This window comes from Streptomyces sp. NPDC005151, assembly GCF_053599875.1.
The window spans coordinates 223,779-244,838 of the sequence record NZ_JBSFYR010000002.1; the positions used below are offsets into that span (position 1 = coordinate 223,779).

Consider the following 21,060-nt stretch of genomic DNA (forward strand, 5'->3'; position numbering starts at 1 on the left):
CCGCTCCAGAAGAGCCCCCGTGTGCGTGGCCGTACAGAAACGGCACCCACATCCACCCCATATGGCTTCGGCTCCCGCTTCTCGTGGCGCGGGTTCAGGCTCCGGTGGCCCCACCAAATATCTGGTCCGGTCTGACGCCGGAACTACCCGCAAATCTGGTCCAGGCTCGCGCGCAGCTGCTCGACGACGGTGACCGGGGCGATGCCCGGAACATGCAGGACGGGGGTGGTCGGCGTCGGTGAAAAGCCGGTAGGTCCCGTAGCACTCGCTGTTGCTGTCGGAGAGCAGCATTGCAGTGCCCGGGGATTTGACCGTGGCGGTGGCGCTCTCCTCCCACAAGCCGAGGGCGATCCGGACGTCGTCCACGGCTCGCGCATCTGCTACACCTTGGAGGGAGTGCCTCGTAACTTCTGATCAGTGGGCGCGCTCTATGCCTGTTCGAGAGCGTTGCGCAAGGCAATATCGACATGGTCATCGAGGGTCGTGCCGAGCTGGCGCAGCTCGGCACGACGCTCCGCGTCGCCTCGCTCGGCCAGAGTGTTGGCCCACGCTGTCTTTTGCGCGTCGGTGATTCCGGCCGTCTCGTTGAACAGCGCGTACAAGGCGTACCAGCGCACCGCCTCGTTGTCGTCCTCAGACAGCTTCAGGAGGGCCTCGACAACTCTGTCCTCGGTGTGTTCGCGGTCGGCCAGAGCAGGAAGCGCGGCGGCTACCGAGAACCGGACGGGCTGCGCCGCGTGCGTCTGGTAGCTGAGTACCAGGTCGAGGGCCTCCTGGGCGTTGTGGTAACCGAGAGCGGAGATCATCCACCCCAGGATCCAGGGGTCCGGCTCGTCGGGCATCTCCGCCACGATGACCTTGATTGTCTTTGCGGTGAACGGCCGACAGCCCTCGGCGTCGTAGGGGCCCAGCTCGCGCAGGATCCGTGCTCCCAGTTCCCGTTCATCCGGCGACTCGTGTGCCAGCAGACGAGCCGCGCGTTCAAAAACATAAAGGGTCGGCCGGTCCTGCAACGCCTCCAAGGCAGGAAGGGGGTCGTCCTCTGTGTCCTCCATGCTGATCTCATGCAGAGCTTTCACGAACAGCTCGTCGTCGGTGGCTGCCTCGGCGTCATCGATTTCCATGCTGCTTTTCCCCAGGTTTCCGATGAGTTGCATTTTCCTGCAGTCACCAACGGCGAGCCCGTCAAGTACACGGAGTGCATGCGCGGGACTGCCTGTTCCATCAGTTCCGTGAAAGGTACTTCTTTACCCGGTTGTAGTCCGACGTCGGCCCCCTGAAGTAGGGCGGCCGGTAGCCTCCCTTGCGCATAACGCGGTCGACGGCTTTGGCGTCCGTGGTCAGGGTCGCGGCGCGCTTCACCTTGAACGAGCCGATGGCGTCGGAGATCCAGTAGTCCCCGTCGTTGGCCTTGACCGTCGCGTTGACCTGCCAGTTCCCCGCGACCGCGTTGGCGTCCCAGCCCTCGTTCCCGCTCCCGTAGGAGTCGATCCACGACGGGTCGATCTGCATCGTCGCGGTGCACACGGACGTCGTCATGCTGACCTTCTTGCACGACGTACCGAGGTGGTCCACCGGCCCGTAACCGTTGGTCCGGTTGAAGGCGGAGACACTGTTGACCTGCTTCACGCCCGAGTTGTCCTTGATCGTCATGGCGATCGTGAACTTCTTGACGTTCGTGACCCCGACGATCACATTGCTGCCGCCGTTCACGACGGTCCTGGTGACCCGGATGTCGCCGCGCCCCTCCGCGTGTGCGGCCGGCGCCACCACGACCGCGGTGGCCACCGCTCCCACCGCAGCGAGCACGGCAATTCTTCTGCGCATGTCCCACCCCTGTCTCCCCGCCCCGTGGCGGGGGGAGACAGGGTAGCGATCAACCGGATGTCCGCGTTCGGCATGGTGTCCACAGGGGGCGGGGTCCGGACCCCGGGGACCGCGACACACGGCCCCGGGAAGGCGTGCGCCGCGGTGGATCCGGGTGATGCGAACCGGGCCGCGTCGCGGCTCACGCGAGCTCCGTGGGCTCGTCCTGAAGCCCGGACCCGATCTGCTCCCGCAGCTCCAGTCCGTCCGCGTGACCGTGCACCCGGACGGCCAGCTCGGTGGTGGCACGGACCACTTCCTCCGGCTCACCGGCGAGGGCAAGCGTGCATTTCGTCTCGCTGGGGTATTCCCGGCAGTCGGCGACCTTCCGCATGAGGCACCTCCCTGCTCCCTTCCACTCTAGGGCGGTGTGCACGCCAGGGAGGGGGGAGCGGGGAGGCGCCAGTGCGCTCACAGCCGTACGGAACTGTCTGGCTTCGGTCGGTGCGGCTGGTCATTCACCCTTGTGTGCGGCGGCGGCGAGCGTCAGGGCCTCCGCGATGCCGGTCTCCGCGGTGACTTTGTCGATACCGAGCCCGGTCAGCACGCCCTCGCCGCCCTCGCGCTCCAGCAGCGCGAGCAGGATGTGCTCCGTGCCGACGTAGTTGTGCCCCATCCGCAGGGCCTCCCGGAACGTGAGCTCCAGCGACTTGCGTGCCCCGGCGTCGTACGGAATGAGGTCCGGGAGCTCCTCGGCCGCGGGCGGCAGCGCCTCGGTCGCGGCCTGCCGGACGGCGTCCAGCGAGACGCCCTGCGCCTTGATGAACGCCGCGGCGAGCCCGTCCGGCTCGCTGAGCAGCCCCAGCGTCAGATGCTCCGTACGCACCTCGTCGTTGCGTGCGGCGCGGGCCTCGTTCTGTGCTGCCATCACGACGTTCCGCGCCCGCTCGGTGAACCGGCTGAACCCCTGGCTGGGGTCGAGATCCGACGGCTCGCCGGGATCCTTGGCGACAAAGCGCTTCTGGGCCGCCTGCCGGGTGACTCCCATGCTCTTTCCGATCTCCGTCCAGGAGGCTCCCGAGCGGCGCGCCTGATCGACGAAGTGGCCGATCAGGTGGTCGGCCACTTCGCCGAGGTGATCGGCCGCGACGACCGCGCCCGAGAGCTGTTCGAGAGCGTCGGAGTGAACTTTCTTGATGGCTTCGATCAGTTCGTCGAGCCGTACCGGATTCGTCATGCTCACTGGTTTCGCCATGTGTCAACCGTAGGTTGACAGTCATGAAGTGTCAACCATCGGTTGACAGTGCAACGAGGGGGTGGCGACGCTCGGCCCTGTGGGCGGGTCGGTCGGCCCGCTGCTCGGCCAGGTCCAGCCATCGGCCGACCTCGTTCGGCGGGAAATGGCGGATGGCCCGGTCCGTCATCCGCGGGCCCATATGGGCCCAGGCGGGCCGCAGCACGTTCTCCGGGAAGCTGTCCAGGACGGCGTCGAGCCGAGCCGTCACCTCCGCGTCCGCCGCCCCGCGTGGAGCCCGAAGCGCAGGGTGACCAGGTCGAACCGGCGATCGCCACGGGCGGCGCCGTCCCCGGCCGATGACGCCTGTGACCGAGCCGTCGTCCAGGGCCGGCAGGTTGCCGGGATGGAAGTCCTGGTGGACCGCATCGGCCCCGGCCGGCCGGTCGGGGAATTCGGCGCCGACGGACGCGACCCGGCGTTCGAGTGCCGCAGCGCGGCGACCGTGTCCGCGCAGCGGCTCCTGGGCGCAGTAACCGGGGCCGTCGCTCCGCAGATGGAGGCGGAGCGAGGGGAGGTCGACGCGGCCGGTCAGCCGCCCGGTGAGGGACACGTTGAGGGCGAGCGCCTGGTCGAGTCCGTCTTGGTCGAGCCGGTCCATCGTCGTGCCCGGCAGCAGCTCCTGGACTGTGACCACGGCGTGGCCGACCTGGGCGGCCGGCTCGGTCGCGGGGGCCGGGAAACCCGCGGAGCGGAGTGCGTCGACGACGGCGAGCGGGCCGGCCCGGAGCTCGGCGAGCCGGGTGTGCGGCCGGCACTCCAGTACGGACCGGTGACCGTCGAGCCAGGTCACACGGTGCCCCTCCCGGGCATGGGCCCGCCACGACCGGACGGACGCCGGCCCGGGTGTGCGGGGCTGCCGCCATGGACACGGCATCCAGCCGCTCGGCGCATACCCGGCTCCGGTCGGAAGGATTCATCGGGCGATTGTCGCCGCAGATGCCGGCGCGGGTGTCGCCGCAGACCCGAACGGTCCCGTCGGGCGGGCATGGGACGGGAACGAGCGCCCGGCCCCCGCTGACCGATCAGCGAGAGGCCGGGGCGCCAGAGGGTCCCTCGTACGGTCAGAGGACGCCGGAGTCGGCGATGGTGACCTTGGCCCGGGTCTTGCCGCTCTGTGAGCCGTAGCTCTCGATCTTCTTGACCAGGTCCATGCTCTCCTGGCCGTCGACCTCGCCGAAGACGACGTGCTTGCCGTCCAGCCACGACGTCACGATCGTCGTGATGAAGAACTGGGAGCCGTTGGAGTTGGGGCCCGCGTTCGCCATCGACAGCAGTCCGGGCTTGGTGTGCGTGAGCTTGAAGTTCTCGTCGGCGAACTTCTCGCCGTAGATGCTCTTGCCGCCACGGCCGTCACCGCTGGTGAAGTCGCCGCCCTGCAGCATGAAGTCCGGGATGACCCGGTGGAAGGACGAGCCCTTGTAGCCGAAGCCCTTCTCGCCGGTCGCCAGCGCGCGGAAGTTCTCCGCCGTCTTCGGAACCACGTCGTCGAACAGGTTGAACACGATCCGCCCGGCGGACTCGTCATTGATGGTGATGTCGAAAAAAACCTTGGTCGTCATGGATCCATCCTGACATCACCGTGGTCGGCCACCAGCGGACGGGGTGGTCCGAGCGCCGGATCGCCCAGCCGGTCCTCGAACGCGAGTGCGATGCCGCGGGTATCGCCGAGGACCTGCCGACGGCGGGACCGTGGCCACGTACTGCTGAACGGGGACGAGGAGAGGGCGACGAACTCGCCTCCACGGAAAAGGAGTTGACGCACGGCTGAGTGGAGTCCCGCATCGCGGTCGGCGAACGGCGCACCCGTCGACGGAACACTGCCGGCGGTGTACCGCGACGGAAGCGGCGAGTTCGCCCGCGTCCACGGGGCGCGGGACCGGACGGCTCTTGTGCTGCGCCCGGACAGACGACGCCGTCACCCGTTCGGACGGGCGCCTGTTGCCCGGCACGTTCGACGCCGTTCGTATGGCACTGAGCCTGCCGACCGCCGGCCCCGCGCCATGAGTCACCCTGCCCAGGAAGGGTCCGCCGATGCCAAGTGTCACCATCCATCGGCAAAGGCATGGCGCCATGTGCGCTGCCGGGGTCCTGCTGCTCGCCTCCGCGGTCACGACCGGAGGTTCGGTCGTGGTCGAGTTGTCCGACGGGGGACCGTCCGCGGCCGGCGCGACGACGTTGACCTGGAAGCCCTGTGAGGGTGAGGGCCGACAGGGATTCGAGTGCGCAAAGGCGAAGGCGCCACTCGACTACGCCCGTCCCCGGTGGCGCACCATCGACCTGGTGGTGATCAGGCACCGGGCCACCGCTCCCGGGCGGCGGGTCGGATCACTGCTCTTCAACCCCGGGGGGCCCGGCGGCCCGGGAACGGTGGGGCTGCCGGTGCAGTACCACAAGTTCCCCAAGGAACTGCGCGAGCGGTTCGACATCGTCAGTTGGGACCCGCGCGGCGTCGGGCAGAGCACCGCCGTGCAATGTTTTGCCGGTGCGGAAGAGGCCGTCACATGGTTGGCGAATGTTCCCGCCTTTCCGGTCGGCACGAAAGAGCGCAGAACCTTCACTGCGGCCTACGCCGAGCTCGGCCGACGCTGTCAGAAGCGCGTTCCGGAACTGCTGCGTCATGTGTCGACGGCCGAAAGCGCCCGCGACCTCGACCGGTTGCGTCAGGCGCTCGGTGAGCGGCAGTTGAGGTACTGGGGTGTCTCGTACGGAACGTTGCTGGGGGCGACCTACGCAAACCTCTTCCCGTCCAAGGTCGGCCGCCTGGTGCTCGACGGGAACGTCGATCCTCGGGCCTGGGCCGACGACGGCTCGAAGAGCGAGCCGGAACTGAACACCTTCCTGCGGCTGGGGTCCGATCTGGGCTCGGCCGACGCCCTGCGGGAGTTCCTGAGGCTGTGCGGTCGCGCCCCGACGAGCAGCTGCGCCTTCTCCGCAGGAAACCCGGCAGCAACCCGCGCCAAGCTCACCGAGCTGCTGCGGCGCCTCCCGAAAAGGCCCGTGGGGTCCTGGACGTACGCGAAGACCGTCAGCGAGATCCGTGGCGGGCTCTACACGGTCCACCCCGGCTGGGCCGAGACGGCCCAGATGTTGCAGGCCCTCTGGGAGGGCCGCATCCCGGAGGATCCGCCGGAGCCTCCCGTTTCCTTGACGTATCCCGGTTTCGAGCAGACTCTCGGCGTACTGTGCGCGGAAAGCCCCAACCCCCGCGACCCGGCACGCTACGTCGGACTCGACAAGCTGAGCACCGCGCGAGCGGGAGACCTCGGACACTGGTGGGCCTGGGCCAACGAACCGTGCGCAACCTGGCCGGCCCGTGCCGTCAGGAACTACACCGGCCCCTGGAACAGGCACACCGCGAATCCCGTACTCGTCGTCAATGCGACCTACGACCCTGCCACCTCCTATCAGGCAGGCAAGGCGATGGCCCGTGAACTTGCCGACGCCCGTCTGCTCACGCTCAACGGGTACGGTCACACGGCACTGGACAATCCGAGCGGCTGCGTCGGCCGGCATGCGGCCCGCTACTTCCTCAGCGGTGTCCTGCCCCCCGTCGGCGCCACGTGCGAACAGGACGTCCCTCCCTTCGCGACGGAGACCCCGGGCGTCCGCGACGCAAGAGGCGGTACGGGCGCGAAGTGAGCTCCGGAACAAGGTAGGCAACGCAGCCCTTCCCCGGCAGTGCGCCGACGCGCTCCGCGTACGGGGCCACGAGCTCCCGATGAGCGACGGCCGTCGGTGCCGGGGCGCCGAGGTGTGTCACCCGCAGGGCGGGCCCGGACTCAGTTGTCTGTTCCGGCCGCCCTGCGGCGACGACGGCTGTCCGACGACCGGATCTAATGCCCCTCCCGGCAAGCTTTGCCCCGTCGCAAACATTGCCGGTCACGGCACTAGGACCGACGACGGGGCTTGCCCCGCTTGCCGGCCTTGGGACCGCCGGAGCCGCTCCGCGGGCTCTTGCCGGCCGGCTTCCCGGCCGTGGACTTTCGCTGCGCGCCGCCTGTGTCAGGGCGCTTCGGCTGTGCCGGGGTGGGGTTGCGCCCGCGCGAGCTGTTGACGGTCCGCCCGCGGACGATCCCGATGAAGTCCTCCACCAGGTCGGTGGTTTCTTCCTCCGGCCACGACAGCGCGACGCGCGACTCGGGGGCGTCCGTGAGCGGCCGGTACGTGAGGTCCTTGCGGTGGTGCAGGCGTGCGAGTGACTGAGGGACGACGAGGAGGCCCACCCCTGCCGCCACCAGCTCGATGGCGTCCGCCGTCGTGGCCGGACGCTCGATCGCGGGCCGGCCCGGCGGACGCTCCCAGTCGAGGGTGTCGTCGAGGGGGTGCAGCACGACGTCGTCGGCCAGATCCGCTCCGGACACCTCGTCGACCGTCGCCACGATGTGGTCCTTCGGGACCACGACCACCGTCGTCTCGGTGTAGAGGGGGATCGCGCTGAGGTCCGTCCGGTCGATCGGCAACCGCACGAAACCTGCGTCGGCGCCGCCGCTCCGCAACAGGTCGGATGCTTCGGCGGCGGCCACCGCGACGAGAGTCAGTGGGATGTCGGGCAGCCGCTCGTTCCAGATGCGCACCCACTTGGTCGGCGTCACGCCTGGGACGTATGCGAGCCGGAACGAGAGGGGTGCATCGGGGCCTGTCACTCCGCCAGGTTACCGGTCGTGGTCGGAGGTATCGCACATGCTCGCTACTCTTGACTCCATGACGTCGCACCAGACCACCCAGACGATGAAGCCCGCAACTGCGGCAAAGAAGCTGGGTGTGTACCTCGAGGCCACCCCCGCCGAGTTCCAGGAGGGTGTCGTCTCGCGCAGCGAGCTCAATGCGCTGCAGGCCGATCCGCCCGAGTGGCTGCAGGAACTGCGGCGCAACGGACCGCACCCCCGCCCGGTGGTCGCGGCGAAGCTGGGCGTCTCCATCGCGGGTCTCGCACGTGGCGGGGTCACGGACGCCCTCACCACGGAGCAGATCGACGCGCTGAAGAAGGACCTCCCCGAGTGGCTGCAGAAGGAGCGCGCCACCCAGGCCGAGGTCCGGAAGGAAGCGGCGCGCATCAAGGAGAAGAACGCGGAGCGAGCCGGTCAGCCGCAGCGACCGAGCTCCTGACCCGCTTCTCTCGAAGTTCGGACTCGACGACGCTGTCGGTGGTCCCCACCCAACCGGGATGAGGACCACCGACAGCGTCGTTTCTGTGAGCGCCGCGTCCGTGGGGCAGGGCTGACGCTCCACAGGGCGGCTGCGCGACGATGCCGGTCGGCGCGCGGCCGCCGGCGTTCGGACCGATGGCTTCACGCTCACCCGGCGGCCCGGAGACGACTGCCGAAAACGGGTGGCAGGCAGTGATGTGCCCCACATGGTTTGTGCGCCCGTGACCGATGATCCGAATGTGCTCATTCAGGGGCCCGCCCGCGGCACCCACGTCACTGAGTGTGCCGGCTCGCGGCGGGTGGACGACCATGGCTGATCAGGCGGTGGGGCGGTCCGAATCCACCGCGGAATGACTGTTCTCCCGGACCTGTGCGGCCGCCCCGGTAGTTTTGCCGCAGTGATGTTCCTGACCGGTTTCGCCGCGCTCGCCGTGGTGCCCACCTTGCCGGCGGCCGCCCGGGATCTGCATGACGTGTCGCTCTACCCGCTGGTGGCGGGCTGCTTCGTGGCCGCGAGCGTGCTGGGCGGTGGTTGGGCGGACCGCGCCGGGGCGCGCCGACCGCCGGCAGCGGGCGTGGCACTGGCGGTGGCCACCCTGCTGATCCCGGCCACCAGCATTTCCCTGTGGCAGCTCGCGGCCGGACGCTTCCCTCCCCGGAGACCTGCTCGCGAGGCCGGGCGCTGTTCAGCTCAGGTGCACCGGCAGTGAGTCCACCCCGTACACGACCGACAACTTACGGAACTCCAGTTCCTCCGGCCGCACCGCAAGGCGCAATTCCGGAAAACGGGCTACCAACTTGGGGAAGGCCGCGCGGAGTTCCATCTTGCCGAGTTCGGCGCCGATGCAGCGGTGGATGCCGTGTCCGAACGCCAGGTGGGACGAGGCGGGTGGGCGGGCCGGGTCGAACGTGTCCATCCCGGGGCCGAGACGCGGGTCGCGGTCGGCGGCGCTGAGGGAGACGATGACGATGTCGCCGCCGGATATGCGTACGCCGCCGACCTCCATGTCCTCGCGGGCGAAGCGCGGAAAGGCCGTCTGGACGACCGTGAGGTGGCGCAGGAGTTCGTCGACGAAGGGGGCGGCGACCGCGGCCGGGTCGTCGGCGTTGCGCATCGCCGTGAAGTGCTTGCGGTCCTGGAGCATGACCAGAGTGCCGAGGGCGAGCATGCTCGCGGTCGTTTCCAGACCGCCGGTGAGGACGCCGTCGGCGAGGCCGGTGAGTTCCTCGTCGGTGACGCTGTCGCCGTGTTCGCGGATGAGCATGCCGAGCAGACCGTCGCCGGGGTTGCGGCGCTGCTGTTCGACCAGGCCGTGCAGGTACTCCCTGGACTGGGAGATCGCGCCGAAGGATGCGCCGACGCCGCCGAGAACATCGAAGCGGGCGACCGAGAACTGCTGGAAGGCGTCCCGTTCCTCGTAGGGAACGCCGAGGAGCTCGCAGATGACCAGGGCCGGGACCGGCAACGCGAAGTGCTCGACGAAGTCGACCCGCCCGTCGGTGTCTGCGGCCTTTGCCAGTTCGGCCAGGCATTCCTCGGCGATCGCGTGGATACGGGGCGTCAGGCGGCTGAGGCGGCGCATCGTGAACTCGGGGGTGAGCAGCCGGCGCAGGCGTGTGTGGTCGGGCGGGTCGCAGAAGCCCAGGCCGCCTGGCTGATGGTTCTCGGTGACACTCGTGTGGTTGACGAGGTTGGCGAAGTCGTTGCTGAAGGCGCGGGCGTCGCCGAGGACCTGCTTCGCCTCGTCGTAACCGGAGACCAGCCAGACCGTCATGCCGGGTATGGGCAGCCGACTGACCGGCTCCCGGTCGCGCAGCGCGCCGATCTCCGGGACGGGGTCGAGGCCGTCCCGGCGCAGCGGCAGCAGCGCGGCGTCGGGCAGCTTCGAGAGAATGGAGAGGTCGAGGCCACGGCCCTTCCTCCGAAGCCGGGAGAAATAGAGACGGGTCGCCCACGTCGCTATTGCGGAACGTGCGGAAGGTATGGACATGTACTCGTGCTCGCATCTGTGAGGTGGGACGGACGAGGCCGGTGCCGGTAACCGGTGCGGGGAGCCCAGCAGGAGGGTATGCCCTGCCGGTCCGGAGGCCGGTAACCCCCAGTGCGGTGCCGCCGGCCAGGTACACGTCAGGGTCTGTATACGGCGGCCGAGCGGCGCTCGTTCCCGTACGGGGCCGACGTGGTGTGTCCTCACCCTTCCCGGGGTTACTCCACGATCAGGACGATCTTGCCGGTGGTGCGGCCGGTCTCGCCCAGCGCGTGGGCCTTGGCCGCGTCCGCGAGGGGAAGGGTGGCCTCGATGTGGGCGCGGAGAGAGCCGGCCTCGACGAGTTCGGCGATGGCGCTCATGCCCGCGTGGTCGGACTCGACCAGGAGGGTCTCGACGCGGATGCCCAGCTCGGCGGCGCTCGCCGCCTCCTGGGGTGAGCCACCGCTCAGGAGGGAGACGAGGGTGCCGCCGCGGCGGAGGACGTCGAGGGAGCGGGCGCGGGTCTCGCCGGAGAGGGGGTCGAGGACCATGTCGATGTCCTGGACGGCATCGGCGAAGTCGACGGTGCGGTAGTCGATGACTTCGTCCGCACCGAGCCCGCGTACGAAGTCGTGCTTGGGCGCGCTCGCGGTGCCGATGACATACGCGCCGCGGGACTTGGCGATCTGGACGGCGAGGTGGCCCACGCCGCCGGCGGCGGCGTGGATGAGGACCCGCTGGCCGGGCCGGACTCCGGCGGTGTCGACGAGTGCCTGGTAGGCGGTGAGAGCGGCGAGGGGGAGTGCTCCGGCCTGGACGTGATCGATGCCGGCCGGCTTGTGGGCGAAGGCGCGGGCGGGGCCGGTCACGTACTCGGCGTGGGAGCCGGCACCGTACGGGTAGGGCAGCATGCCGAAGACTTCGTCGCCCGGCTTGAAGAGAGTGACCCCGTGACCGACGGCCTCGACGACCCCCGAGACGTCCCAGCCGAGCACGAGCGGAAGCCGGTCGAGGAACAGGCCGTTCGCCCGGTGCTTCCAGTCGGTGGGGTTGACGCCGGCGGCACGGACGGCGACCAGGATCTGGCTCGGGCCCGGGACGGGCCTGGGAAGCCGAACTTCCCTGAGCACGTCCGGGGTTCCGTGAATGTCCTGGCTGATCGCGCGCATGGTGGCCTGGTTCGTGTCGTTCGTCATGGGTCCAGCGTGACGGGCTTCGCCGTTCCGTACCGTGGCATGATTGCCATCTTTCGACAGGATCCTGCCATGGGAAACGTGCACCGTGTCGTCGTGCTGGCCCTGGACGGGGTGTACCCGTTCGAACTGGGCATTCCGAGCCGGGTCTTCGGGGCCGCGGAGGGCCGGTACGAGGTCCTCACCTGCACCGTCGACGGCCGCTCGGTGCATACCAACTCCGACTTCTCGGTCGGTGTCGAGCACGGCCCGGAGATTCTGGGCACGGCCGACACCGTCGTCCTCCCGCCCTTCGACACCTCCCGCATCACGCGGGAGGCGCCCGCGGCCGTTGCGGCGGCCCTCGGGTCCATGGCACCCGGCACCCGCATCGTGTCGATCTGCACGGGCGCCTTCGTGCTCGCGGCCACCGGGATGCTCGACCACCGGCCGGCCACCACGCACTGGGCGCTCGCGGAGGTCTTCCGTGACTGGTTCCCGCAGGTGGAACTGGATCCGGACGTCCTGTTCATCGACGACGGGGACGTGCTGACCTCCGCGGGCGCCGCCTCCGGGGTCGATGTCTGCCTGCATCTCGTGCGCAAGGACCACGGCAGCAAGGTCGCCAACCGGGTGGCACGTATGTGTGTCGTCCCACCCTGGAGGGACGGGGGACAGGCGCAGTACATCGAGCGGCCCGTGCCCGAGCCGTCCGCCAACGGAACGGCCGCCACCCGCCAGTGGGCCCTGGAACACCTCCATGAGCCCCTGAGCCTGGCGGAGCTGGCCGACCGCGCCCGGATGAGCCTGCGCACCTTCGCCCGCCGTTTCGACGAAGAGGTGGGCATGAGCCCGGGCAGGTGGCTCATCCAGCAGCGAGTCGGGCGTGCGCGCCAGCTGCTCGAATCGAGTGACCTGTCGGTGGACGAGATCGCCGGACAGGTCGGCTTCGCCACGGGTACCTCGCTGCGCCAGCACCTGCACGCCGCGATCGGCGTGTCACCCCTCGCCTACCGGCGCACCTTCCGGGGCGCGCCGCGCGCAGGGGACTGAAGCCATGTCCCGGTCTGTCCCACCAGGTGTGCCATGGGCGGCCGCATGGTGCGGCAGATGTTCAGGGCGTGCGCGCCCGGCGGGTGCGAGGCGGGAGGGATCAGTGGGTGAGGACCGCCCGGTGGTGTGACCAGTCGCTGCCGTCCGCCTGCCGGAGCATGAAGCCGGCGACGCCCTGCTGGTCCTGCCGCCGATGCGGCCGTGCGAGGGGACGTCGAGGCACGCCTCGCTGGTGCAGGGAACCGCTGTGGGCGTCATGTCTGTACGACGGGGGAACCGGACGGTGCGCGGGCGGCAGCCTTCCCGCCGATTCGGGAGTCCTGGTGGCCACACCGGCGCGCAGGTGTGTCAAGGGCCGTGGCTATCAGGTGGCGGCGGCCATCGCCCCCGCGTGTGCCGTCGTCATTCGCCTCGCCAGATGTTGTCGAAGGCCGCATCCTCGATGGCTCGCCGTTGCCGTACGGCCTCCAGCTCCATCAACGCGTCATTGACGGCGGCCAGCACGGTTACCACCGCGTCGTCGGCCGTGCCCGGGAAGTCCCCGGTCCGCTCGTCCCGGATCCCGATGGCTGCCGCGAGGGCGGCGAGGACGGGCTCGTCCGATGTCCAGCGGTTCGCCGCCTCGCGGCGGGCGGGCGAATCGACCAGCACCGTCCGACCGCTCCGGAAGGGCATCCCGCGACGGGGCTGCCGAGTGAGCTGCCCCTCCGCCTCGAGTGCGGCCAGATAGGCGGCGGACAGGCCGCGACCTCTGCGCCACAGCCAGTCGTCGACCGATTCGTACGGCGCCTCTCGGATCAGCGACGCCGCAGCCTCGTCCAGCAGGCGATCGGCTATGGGGGGCCGGAGGCCCGGCACGATCTGATCGCCGTCCAGTCTGATGGCCTCGGAACCGAGGAGGTCGATCATCTCGGCTCCCGCGAGCGCGAGCGACAGGTCGCCCTGCTCGACAGGGCGACCGGGCGCCATGTCCATGACGGCGATCGAGAGGTCCCGCGGTGTGGTCATGAAGGGCTCCACGTCAGAGGCATCGGTGTAGCGATGCGTCGCCGAGCAGCTGGTCCGGCACCCGGTGTGACGCCGGGCGCCAAGGCCGGCTGCCGTTGTCGGTGGCCGCGGCGATCGCCGAGCGGATTTGCTGCGCGTAGCCGGCGGGCGGGAAGCCCGGCCGGTGCTGTCCATCGGGATCGGATCACTGATCGTGTGGTCGGTGGATGGGGAAAGGACCTTCCTGCCCGTCGCCGAGCATTCCCGATATCGAGCTTACGGAGCGAGGGCGGCAGCTGCATCCTGCGTCGGCCCCACCATGCTGCCCTGACCGCCGACTGAAGCTCCGGCCGCGCCGGCCCGAGTGCTGAGTCGGCAGCTGGAGCGCTGGGTCACATCTCGGTTCCGCAATGCCACACCGTGGGTGACCTCGGTCAGTCGTTGGCCGTGTGCCTGCGGTGATGCAGGTCAGGGATGTGCGTCGCTGAGTTGCGGGTGCAGGCGTGCGGCACGCTCTCCGGCCTCAGCCCAGTGTGATCCAGGCGGCGACCGGCAGGTGGTCGCTGCCGGTGGCGGGCAAGGTGTGGATGTGGGTGACGGTTGCCGAGCGGGCCATGACCTGGTCGATCCGGGCCAGCGGGAAGGCGGCGGGGTAGCTGAAGGCGAAGCCGCGTTCCGCTACGTTCATCCGTGAGGTCAGCGGGGCCAGCCCACGGTCGTCGACCGTGCTGTTGAGGTCGCCCAGCAGGATCACCGTTGTCAGCTTCTCGGCGGCGACGGCCTTGCCCAGCAGGCCGGCGCTCTCGTCGCGCCAGGAGGATGCGAGGCCGCTCGCCCGGACGCGGACCGAGGGCAGGTGCGCGACGTACACCGCGATCTCGCCGTGCGGCGTGTGGACCACGGTCCGCAGCCCGCGACTCCAGGCCTCCGCGATCCCCTGGGGTTTGATGTCCACCAGCCGGGTGTCGGTCAGCGGATGCTTCGACCAGAGTCCGACGCTGCCCCGGACCGCGTGGTACGGGTAGTCCGAGGCGAGGGTCTTCTCGTAGACCAGCAGTGCCGGGGGCGCCAGCTCCTCCAGTGCGATGAGATCGGGCTCGGCGTCGGCCAGGGCGCGGGCCGTGCCTGGCGGGTCGGTGTTCTCGTCGCTGACGTTGTGTTGCACCACGACCAGGTCGTGCCCGCCGGGCTTCGCCCCAGGCAGGAGCAGCCCGCCGAAGAGGTATATCCAGGCCGCCACGGGCATCAGCAGGGCCACCAGCGCGGTGGCCGAACGGCGCAGCAGCGCCACTCCGAGCAGCACCACGACCACCAGGCCGAGCCAGGGCAGGAATGCTTCCAGCAGACTGCCCAGGCGGCCCACGGAGTTGGGGACGGCCCGGTGGAACGCCAGCAGCACGGCCGTCAGTACCGCGAGCACAACAAGCACCCGCCCGCGCGTCCAGGTCGACCGGCCCCGCGCATCCTCGCCCGGAGTCCAGCGCCCCGCCCGGCGTCGTGCCCACCGAGGCACTGCTGCCTTGACCGTCGACGTCGCACCGCTGTCCGCCCGCGCCTGCTCCACCATGGCTTCCCATCCACTTGACCTTGCCCCCCAAGACGAGCCACCGGGTGAATCAGTTTCTGTTGTCCGCGGCACAGTGTGCCCCGGGCGGTGCAGGTGGCGGACCATTGGCAGTGTGTGGCACAACCTGAGCGAAGCCGCCGAGCGGAGCGTCGCCCGGCACCGCGGCTTCCTGCGCGTCCTGGGCGGGCTACGACTGGGGGCAGCCACACATCGCCGCGTGCCGACCCGCGAGGGCTTTGCATAAACCTGCGGCGATGCGTATAGTCATGCCATCGACGAGGAGGATTCCGATGGCGGTACGTGCAGCAGTGGCAGGGGCGAGCGGGTATGCCGGCGGGGAGCTGCTCCGTCTGCTGCTCGTTCACCCCGAGGTGGAGATCGGTGCTCTCACCGGCAATACCAACGCCGGCCAGAAGCTCGGCGCGCTGCAACCGCATCTGCGGCCGCTCGCCGACCGGGTGCTCCAGCCGACCACGCCCGAGGTCCTCGCCGGGCACGACGTCGTTTTTCTCGCCCTGCCGCACGGGCAGTCCGCCGCCGTCGCCGAGCAGCTCGGTGACGAGGTGCTCGTCGTCGACATGGGCGCCGACTTCCGGCTGAAGGACGCCGGTGACTGGGAGAAGTTCTACGGGTCGCCGCACGCCGGGACCTGGCCCTACGGTCTGCCCGAGCTTCCCGGTGCCCGTGCCGCGTTGGCGGGTTCCAAGCGGATCGCGGTGCCCGGCTGCTACCCGACGGCCGTCTCCCTCGCGCTGTTCCCGGCGTACGCGGCCCAGCTCGTCGAGCCCGAGGCCGTCGTCGTCGCCGCGTCCGGTACCTCCGGGGCGGGCAAGGCGGCCAAGCCGCACCTGCTCGGCTCCGACGTGATGGGCAACATGTCTCCGTACGGCGTCGGCGGTGTCCACCGGCACACGCCCGAGATGATCCAGAACCTCAGCGCCGCTGCCGGTGAGCCGGTCACGGTTTCCTTCACGCCGACCCTCGCGCCCATGCCCCGCGGCATCCTCGCCACGTGCAGCGCGAAGGCGAAGCCGGGCGTGAGCGCCGAGTCCGTACGTACCGCCTATGACAAGGCCTTCGCGGACGAGCCGTTCGTCGACCTTCTTCCCGAGGGACAGTGGCCCGCCACCGCGTCCGTGTACGGCTCCAACGCCGTGCAGATCCAGGTCGCGTACGACGAGGCAGCCGGCCGGGTCGTCGTCATCAGCGCCATCGACAACCTTGCCAAGGGCACCGCGGGCGGCGCCCTGCAGAGCATGAACATCGCCCTCGGACTTCCCGAGGACACAGGTCTTTCCACGATCGGAGTGGCACCGTGAGCGTCACGGCAGCACAGGGGTTCTCGGCGGCGGGCATCTCCGCGGGAATCAAGGAGAGCGGTAACCCGGACCTGGCCCTCGTGGTCAACAACGGCCCGCGTCGCGCCGCCGCGGGAGTCTTCACCTCCAACCGCGTCAAGGCCGCCCCCGTCCTCTGGTCGGAGCAGGTCCTGGGGGGTGGCGAGGTCACCGCCGTCGTCCTCAACTCCGGAGGTGCCAACGCCTGTACGGGCCCGCAGGGCTTCCAGGACACGCACGCCACCGCCGAGAAGGCCGCCGAGGTCCTCATCGGTCACAGCGCCGGTGAGATCGCCGTCGCCTCGACCGGGCTGATCGGCACGCTGCTCCCGATGGACAAGCTGCTGCCCGGCATCGAGACCGCCGCCGCGGCGCTCAGCGAGCACGGCGGCGAGAAGGCCGCCATCGCCATCAAGACCACGGACACGGTCCACAAGACCGCCGTCGCGGGCGGCGAGGGCTGGACCGTCGGCGGCATGGCCAAGGGCGCGGGCATGCTCGCACCGGGGCTCGCCACGATGCTGGTCGTCCTCACCACCGACGCCGACGTCGACGCCGCCGGTCTCGACTCCGCGCTGCGCGCCGCGACCCGCACCACCTTCGACCGGGTCGACTCCGACGGCTGCATGTCGACGAACGACACCGTGCTGCTGCTGGCCTCCGGGGCCAGCGGGATCACCCCGGAGCAGGGCGAGTTCGCGGAGGCCGTACGGGTCGTCTGCGCCGACCTGGCCCGGCAGCTGATCGGCGACGCCGAGGGCGCCTCCAAGGACATCCGGATCGAGGTCGTCAACGCGGCGACCGAGGACGACGCCGTCGAGGTGGGCCGATCCATCGCGCGCAACAACCTCCTCAAGTGCGCCATCCACGGAGAGGACCCCAACTGGGGCCGGGTCCTCTCCGCGATCGGCACGACGAAGGCCGCCTTCGAACCCGACCAGCTCAATGTCGCCATCAACGGCGTCTGGGTCTGCAAGAACGGCGGGGTCGGCGAGGACCGCGACCTCGTCGACATGCGCTACCGCGAGGTGAAGATCACCGCCGACCTCGCCGCAGGCACCGAGTCGGCCGTCATCTGGGCCAACGACCTCACCGCGGACTACGTCCACGAGAACAGCGCGTACAGCTCATGAGCGCCGCGAGGAAGCACACCGCACTGCCGAAGGCGCAGATCCTCATCGAGGCGCTGCCCTGGCTGACCCGGCACAACGGCAAGACCGTCGTCATCAAGTTCGGCGGCAACGCCATGATCGACGAGGAGTTGAAGGCGGCCTTTGCGCAGGACGTCGTCTTCCTGCGGCAGGCCGGCCTCAAGCCCGTCGTCGTGCACGGCGGCGGCCCGCAGATCAGCGCCCAGCTCGACAAGCAGGGCCTGGTCAGCGAGTTCAAGGCCGGGCTGCGTGTCACCACGCCCGAGGCGATGGACGTCGTACGGATGGTGCTGGCCGGACAGGTCCAGCGCGAGCTGGTCGGCCTGCTCAACCAGCACGGCCCGCTCGCCGTCGGCATGACCGGTGAGGACGCGCACACCATCACCGCCACCCAGCACCGGCCCACCATCGAGGGCGAGCTCGTCGACATCGGCCGGGTCGGCGAGATCACCGCCATCGACACCGGGGCCATCCAGGCGCTGCTGGACGACGGCCGGATCCCGGTCGTCTCCTCCATCGCCCGCTCCGCCGACGACAACCACGTCTACAACGTCAACGCCGACACCGCGGCCGCCGCACTCGCCGCCGCACTGAACGCCGAGACGCTGATGGTCCTCACCGACGTCGAGGGTCTCTACGAGGACTGGCCCAACAGCGACGACGTGATCAGCCGGCTCACCGCCGGCGAGCTGGAGAAGCTGCTGCCGGAGCTGTCCAGCGGCATGGTGCCGAAGATGCAAGGCTGTCTGCACGCTGTGCGCAACGGCGTCGAGACCGCCCGTGTCATCGACGGCCGGGTCCAGCACTCGATCCTGCTGGAGATCTTCACCGACGAAGGAATCGGCACGATGGTCGTGCCCGACGCACAGCCAGGAACGGTCGCACAGTCAGGGACGGAGGGGGAAGCATGACCAACGCCGAGCTTTCACAGCGGTGGCAGGGCTCGCTCATGGACAACTACGGCACCCCGCAGCTCTCCCTGGTCCGCGGCGAAGGCGCCCGCGTGTGGGACGCCGACGGCACCGAGTACCTCGACTTCGTCGGCGGCATCGCGGTGAACGCGCTGGGCCACGCCCACCCCGCCGTCGTCGAGGCCGTCTCCGCCCAGATCGCCTCCCTCGGCCATGTCTCCAACCTCTTCATCGCCGAACCGCCCGTCGCCCTCGCCGAGCGGCTCCTGCACCTTTTCGGACGGACCGGCCGGGTCTACTTCTCCAACTCGGGCGCCGAGGCCAACGAGGCCGCCTTCAAGATCGGCCGGCTGACCGGGCGGATCCATATGGTCGCCACCGACGGCGGCTTCCACGGCCGGACCATGGGGGCCCTCGCCCTCACCGGCCAGCCCGGGAAGCGCGAGCCGTTCCTCCCGCTGCCCGGCGACGTCACACATGTCCCGTACGGAGATGCGGAAGCCCTCCGCGCCGCAGTGACCACCGAGACCGCGCTGGTGATCATCGAACCCGTCCAGGGCGAGAACGGTGTGGTCGTCCCGCCCAAGGGCTACCTGGAGGCCGCCCGGGAGATCACCCGGGCCACCGGCACCCTGCTCGTTCTCGACGAGGTGCAGACCGGTATCGGCCGGTGCGGCCACTGGTTCGAGCACCAGGCCCACCAGAGCATCGAGCCCGACATCGTCACCCTCGCCAAGGGCCTGGGCGGCGGGCTGCCGATCGGCGCCACCGTCGCCTTCGGTGCCACGGCCGGCCTGCTGAAGCCCGGTCAGCACGGCACGACGTTCGGCGGCAACCCGATCGCCTGCGCTGCCGGTCTCGCCGTGCTGGACACCCTTGCCGCCGATGGCGCCCTGGATCGGGTGAAGCGGCTCGGCGAGCGGATCCGGGAGGGTGTCGAGGGGCTGGGGCACCCGTTGGTCTCCCACGTCCGCGGCTCCGGACTGCTCCTGGGTATCGTGCTCACCGAGCCCGTCGCACCTCAGGTGCAGCAGGCGGCTCAGGGAGCCGGACTCCTGGTGAACGCGCCCGCCCCCGATATCGTGCGGCTGATGCCGCCGCTGATCATCGGTGACGCGGAGGTGGACGCGTTCCTCGAGGCACTGCCCGGCGCTCTCGGCGCAGCACACGGGGACGGACCATCCGGAGAGAAGCGCTCCGGAGAATGAGGCGACGACGATGACCGAGGCGCAGGAATCCGAGTACGGCGGGCAGTCCGTGCCGCAGACCCGCACGGCACGCCACCGCCGGATCGTGGACATCCTGAACCGGCTGCCGGTGCGCTCGCAGAGCCAGCTGGCCAAGCTCCTCGCCGACGACGGGCTGAGCGTCACCCAGGCGACGCTCTCCCGCGATCTGGACGAGCTGGGCGCGGTGAAGATCCGTAACACCGGCGGCGAGCTGATCTACGCGGTGCCGAGCGAGGGCGGTTTCCGTACCCCGCAGGCGCCGCTCGGCGAGTCCGCCAAGGAGGAGCGGATGCGGCGCCTCTCCGCCGAACTGCTCATTTCGGCGGAGGCGTCGGCCAACCTCGTGGTGCTGCGTACGCCTCCGGGCGCGGCCCAGTTCCTGGCCTCGGCCATCGACCAGGCCGAGCTGCAGGACATCCTCGGCACGATCGCGGGCGACGACACGTTGATGCTGATCAGCCGTGACCCGGCGGGCGGTCAGGCACTCGCCGACCATCTGCTGCGGCTGGCGCAGAACGGCCGCTGAGAGCCTGTCGGGTGACCTTCGATCGGAAAGCGTGCGTGCCAGGGCGTGGCCGCCCGATCAGAGGTCACCCGACAGGCTCTGAGCCCGCGCGGGCTTTTCCTTCCGGATCGGGACGGACCCTGAGGGCCCGGGCCGACCCGGGAGAGGGGCCCTGGGCGTCCGGATCAGTAACGGGTGATCGCGGTCGGGCCCGAAAGCGTCCCGATCGCGATGTGCGGCCGGCGGTCCGGGTCCGCCCAGGCGAGGATCCGGTCCATCGCGGCCGCCGGTACGGAGACGCAGCCGGCGGTCGCCCCGTCCCCGTTCACATGCAGAAATATGCCCGCACCCCGCCCGCGTACCGGCCGGTCGTAGTTGAATCCGACCACCAGTGCGCGGGCGTACTGCGTCCCGTACGCGATCAGGTGCTCGGCCTCGCCTGCCCGGCAGTCGGCGGGCAGCGGCTCCACCCAGCGGTTGTAGCGGGACGCCTCGTTGTCCTGGCACCACCACGACCGGTCGCTGACCCGGCGGTACGCGTAGGCGGTCCCGGCCGGGGCCGCCTTGATCCCGAAGGCGTACGGCAGGTCGTACAGACCCGTGGGTGTGGTGTTCGTCCCCTGGACCCGCTGCTTCCCCTCGGTCAGCCCCTTCGCCCCGAACCGGGCCGACGCGGACCCCATCCGTACCCACGTCCCGGACCGCAGGTTCCACCAGCTCACGGTCCCCGTGGTGGATACGGTGCCGGGGGCCTCGGCGGTGATCAGTTGCGTGCCGCCGCCCGTGTCGGCCATCCGCTCCGGTAGCGGCGGCGTGGCGGCGGGCCGCGCCGCCACCGAACCCACGAGGGCGAGCAGAACCGAACCGGTCACCAGTGATATGCGCATGTCCCGGACCGTAGGCGCGACTGAACCGGTCTGCCCCCGGG

The 21,060-nt window shown here is 70.0% G+C and carries 21 protein-coding genes and 1 pseudogene; 10 read left to right on the top strand and 12 right to left on the bottom strand.

Annotated features, from left to right (window positions below):
• Window positions 1-428 precede the first annotated feature (428 nt).
• The 6 genes from ACWD6R_RS02585 to ACWD6R_RS02610 form a co-directional block, all read right to left on the bottom strand.
• The gene (locus tag ACWD6R_RS02585) at window positions 429-1,124 is read right to left on the bottom strand and encodes a HEAT repeat domain-containing protein (protein WP_451816995.1); all 696 of its coding nucleotides are present in this window, start codon (window positions 1,122-1,124) and stop codon (window positions 429-431) included.
• A gap of 100 nt (window positions 1,125-1,224) precedes the next feature.
• Window positions 1,225-1,827 carry a hypothetical protein gene (locus tag ACWD6R_RS02590; RefSeq protein WP_451816996.1) on the bottom strand — a complete coding sequence of 201 codons (603 nt, stop codon included), beginning with the start codon at window positions 1,825-1,827 and terminating at the stop codon, window positions 1,225-1,227.
• A 181-nt stretch (window positions 1,828-2,008) separates the two neighbouring features.
• Window positions 2,009-2,200, bottom strand: a complete 192-nt coding sequence (locus ACWD6R_RS02595; protein ID WP_358859860.1) for a DUF1059 domain-containing protein — start codon at window positions 2,198-2,200, stop codon at window positions 2,009-2,011.
• A gap of 120 nt (window positions 2,201-2,320) precedes the next feature.
• Entirely contained in the window at window positions 2,321-3,061 is a 741-nt protein-coding gene (locus ACWD6R_RS02600) for a Clp protease N-terminal domain-containing protein (protein ID WP_451816997.1), read from the bottom strand.
• Between the two features lie 31 nt (window positions 3,062-3,092).
• Window positions 3,093-3,893, bottom strand: a complete 801-nt coding sequence (locus ACWD6R_RS02605; protein ID WP_451816998.1) for a phosphotransferase — start codon at window positions 3,891-3,893, stop codon at window positions 3,093-3,095.
• Window positions 3,894-4,164: 271 nt separating this feature from the next.
• Window positions 4,165-4,662 carry a peptidylprolyl isomerase gene (locus ACWD6R_RS02610; protein WP_451816999.1) on the bottom strand — a complete coding sequence of 166 codons (498 nt, stop codon included), beginning with the start codon at window positions 4,660-4,662 and terminating at the stop codon, window positions 4,165-4,167.
• 20 nt (window positions 4,663-4,682) lie between these two features.
• On the opposite strand from ACWD6R_RS02610, the gene ACWD6R_RS02615 reads away from it, so the two are divergent.
• Both ACWD6R_RS02615 and ACWD6R_RS02620 read left to right on the top strand, forming a co-directional pair.
• A complete protein-coding gene (locus ACWD6R_RS02615; RefSeq protein WP_451817000.1) occupies window positions 4,683-4,871 on the top strand; it encodes a hypothetical protein in 189 nt (62 codons plus the stop codon).
• A gap of 302 nt (window positions 4,872-5,173) precedes the next feature.
• Window positions 5,174-6,742 (top strand): alpha/beta hydrolase, encoded by a 1,569-nt coding sequence (locus tag ACWD6R_RS02620; protein WP_451817001.1) that lies wholly within the window; start codon window positions 5,174-5,176, stop codon window positions 6,740-6,742.
• Between the two features lie 248 nt (window positions 6,743-6,990).
• On the opposite strand, the gene ACWD6R_RS02625 is transcribed toward ACWD6R_RS02620, so the two are convergent.
• Window positions 6,991-7,746: a LysR family substrate-binding domain-containing protein gene (locus ACWD6R_RS02625; protein WP_451817002.1), complete on the bottom strand. Its 756-nt coding sequence runs from the start codon at window positions 7,744-7,746 to the stop codon at window positions 6,991-6,993.
• Window positions 7,747-7,804: 58 nt separating this feature from the next.
• Between ACWD6R_RS02625 and ACWD6R_RS02630 the strand changes: the two genes are divergently transcribed.
• On the top strand, window positions 7,805-8,209 hold the full coding sequence (locus tag ACWD6R_RS02630; protein ID WP_451817003.1) for a DUF5997 family protein: 405 nt from the start codon (window positions 7,805-7,807) through the stop codon (window positions 8,207-8,209).
• A 395-nt stretch (window positions 8,210-8,604) separates the two neighbouring features.
• Window positions 8,605-8,900 (top strand): annotated as a pseudogene (locus tag ACWD6R_RS02635) (MFS transporter); the annotation flags it as partial.
• A gap of 36 nt (window positions 8,901-8,936) precedes the next feature.
• Here ACWD6R_RS02635 and ACWD6R_RS02640 read toward each other — a convergent pair.
• Together ACWD6R_RS02640 and ACWD6R_RS02645 are read right to left on the bottom strand one after the other, a co-directional pair.
• Window positions 8,937-10,241 carry a cytochrome P450 gene (locus ACWD6R_RS02640; RefSeq protein WP_451817004.1) on the bottom strand — a complete coding sequence of 435 codons (1,305 nt, stop codon included), beginning with the start codon at window positions 10,239-10,241 and terminating at the stop codon, window positions 8,937-8,939.
• A 215-nt stretch (window positions 10,242-10,456) separates the two neighbouring features.
• Window positions 10,457-11,389 carry an NADP-dependent oxidoreductase gene (locus tag ACWD6R_RS02645; RefSeq protein WP_451817070.1) on the bottom strand — a complete coding sequence of 311 codons (933 nt, stop codon included), beginning with the start codon at window positions 11,387-11,389 and terminating at the stop codon, window positions 10,457-10,459.
• 96 nt (window positions 11,390-11,485) lie between these two features.
• Here ACWD6R_RS02645 and ACWD6R_RS02650 point away from each other — a divergent pair, with 96 nt between their 5' ends.
• The gene (locus tag ACWD6R_RS02650; RefSeq protein WP_451817005.1) at window positions 11,486-12,445 is read left to right on the top strand and encodes a GlxA family transcriptional regulator; all 960 of its coding nucleotides are present in this window, start codon (window positions 11,486-11,488) and stop codon (window positions 12,443-12,445) included.
• A gap of 402 nt (window positions 12,446-12,847) precedes the next feature.
• Here ACWD6R_RS02650 and ACWD6R_RS02655 read toward each other — a convergent pair whose 3' ends face one another.
• Complete coding sequence (locus ACWD6R_RS02655; RefSeq protein WP_451817006.1) at window positions 12,848-13,453, bottom strand: GOLPH3/VPS74 family protein; 606 nt, start codon at window positions 13,451-13,453, stop codon at window positions 12,848-12,850.
• A 502-nt stretch (window positions 13,454-13,955) separates the two neighbouring features.
• Window positions 13,956-14,999: an endonuclease/exonuclease/phosphatase family protein gene (locus tag ACWD6R_RS02660; RefSeq protein ID WP_451817007.1), complete on the bottom strand. Its 1,044-nt coding sequence runs from the start codon at window positions 14,997-14,999 to the stop codon at window positions 13,956-13,958.
• Window positions 15,000-15,289: 290 nt separating this feature from the next.
• Between ACWD6R_RS02660 and argC the strand changes: the two genes are divergently transcribed.
• From argC to ACWD6R_RS02685, 5 genes are read left to right on the top strand one after another with little or no spacing between them, the layout of a single operon-like run.
• Window positions 15,290-16,318 (top strand): N-acetyl-gamma-glutamyl-phosphate reductase, encoded by a 1,029-nt coding sequence (gene argC / locus ACWD6R_RS02665; protein WP_451817008.1) that lies wholly within the window; start codon window positions 15,290-15,292, stop codon window positions 16,316-16,318.
• Window positions 16,315-17,469 carry a bifunctional glutamate N-acetyltransferase/amino-acid acetyltransferase ArgJ gene (argJ, locus tag ACWD6R_RS02670; RefSeq protein ID WP_451817009.1) on the top strand — a complete coding sequence of 385 codons (1,155 nt, stop codon included), beginning with the start codon at window positions 16,315-16,317 and terminating at the stop codon, window positions 17,467-17,469. Before argC ends, argJ begins: the two co-directional genes overlap by 4 nt.
• Window positions 17,466-18,398, top strand: coding sequence for an acetylglutamate kinase (gene argB, locus ACWD6R_RS02675; protein WP_451817010.1), 933 nt, complete (start codon window positions 17,466-17,468; stop codon window positions 18,396-18,398). Before argJ ends, argB begins: the two co-directional genes overlap by 4 nt.
• Window positions 18,395-19,606 carry an acetylornithine transaminase gene (locus ACWD6R_RS02680; protein ID WP_451817011.1) on the top strand — a complete coding sequence of 404 codons (1,212 nt, stop codon included), beginning with the start codon at window positions 18,395-18,397 and terminating at the stop codon, window positions 19,604-19,606. Before argB ends, ACWD6R_RS02680 begins: the two co-directional genes overlap by 4 nt.
• A 10-nt stretch (window positions 19,607-19,616) precedes the next feature.
• The gene (locus ACWD6R_RS02685; protein WP_037698928.1) at window positions 19,617-20,153 is read left to right on the top strand and encodes an arginine repressor; all 537 of its coding nucleotides are present in this window, start codon (window positions 19,617-19,619) and stop codon (window positions 20,151-20,153) included.
• 164 nt (window positions 20,154-20,317) lie between these two features.
• Here the strand turns inward: ACWD6R_RS02685 and ACWD6R_RS02690 are convergent, their stop codons facing one another.
• Window positions 20,318-21,019, bottom strand: a complete 702-nt coding sequence (locus ACWD6R_RS02690; RefSeq protein WP_451817012.1) for a L,D-transpeptidase family protein — start codon at window positions 21,017-21,019, stop codon at window positions 20,318-20,320.
• Window positions 21,020-21,060: the final 41 nt, after the last annotated feature.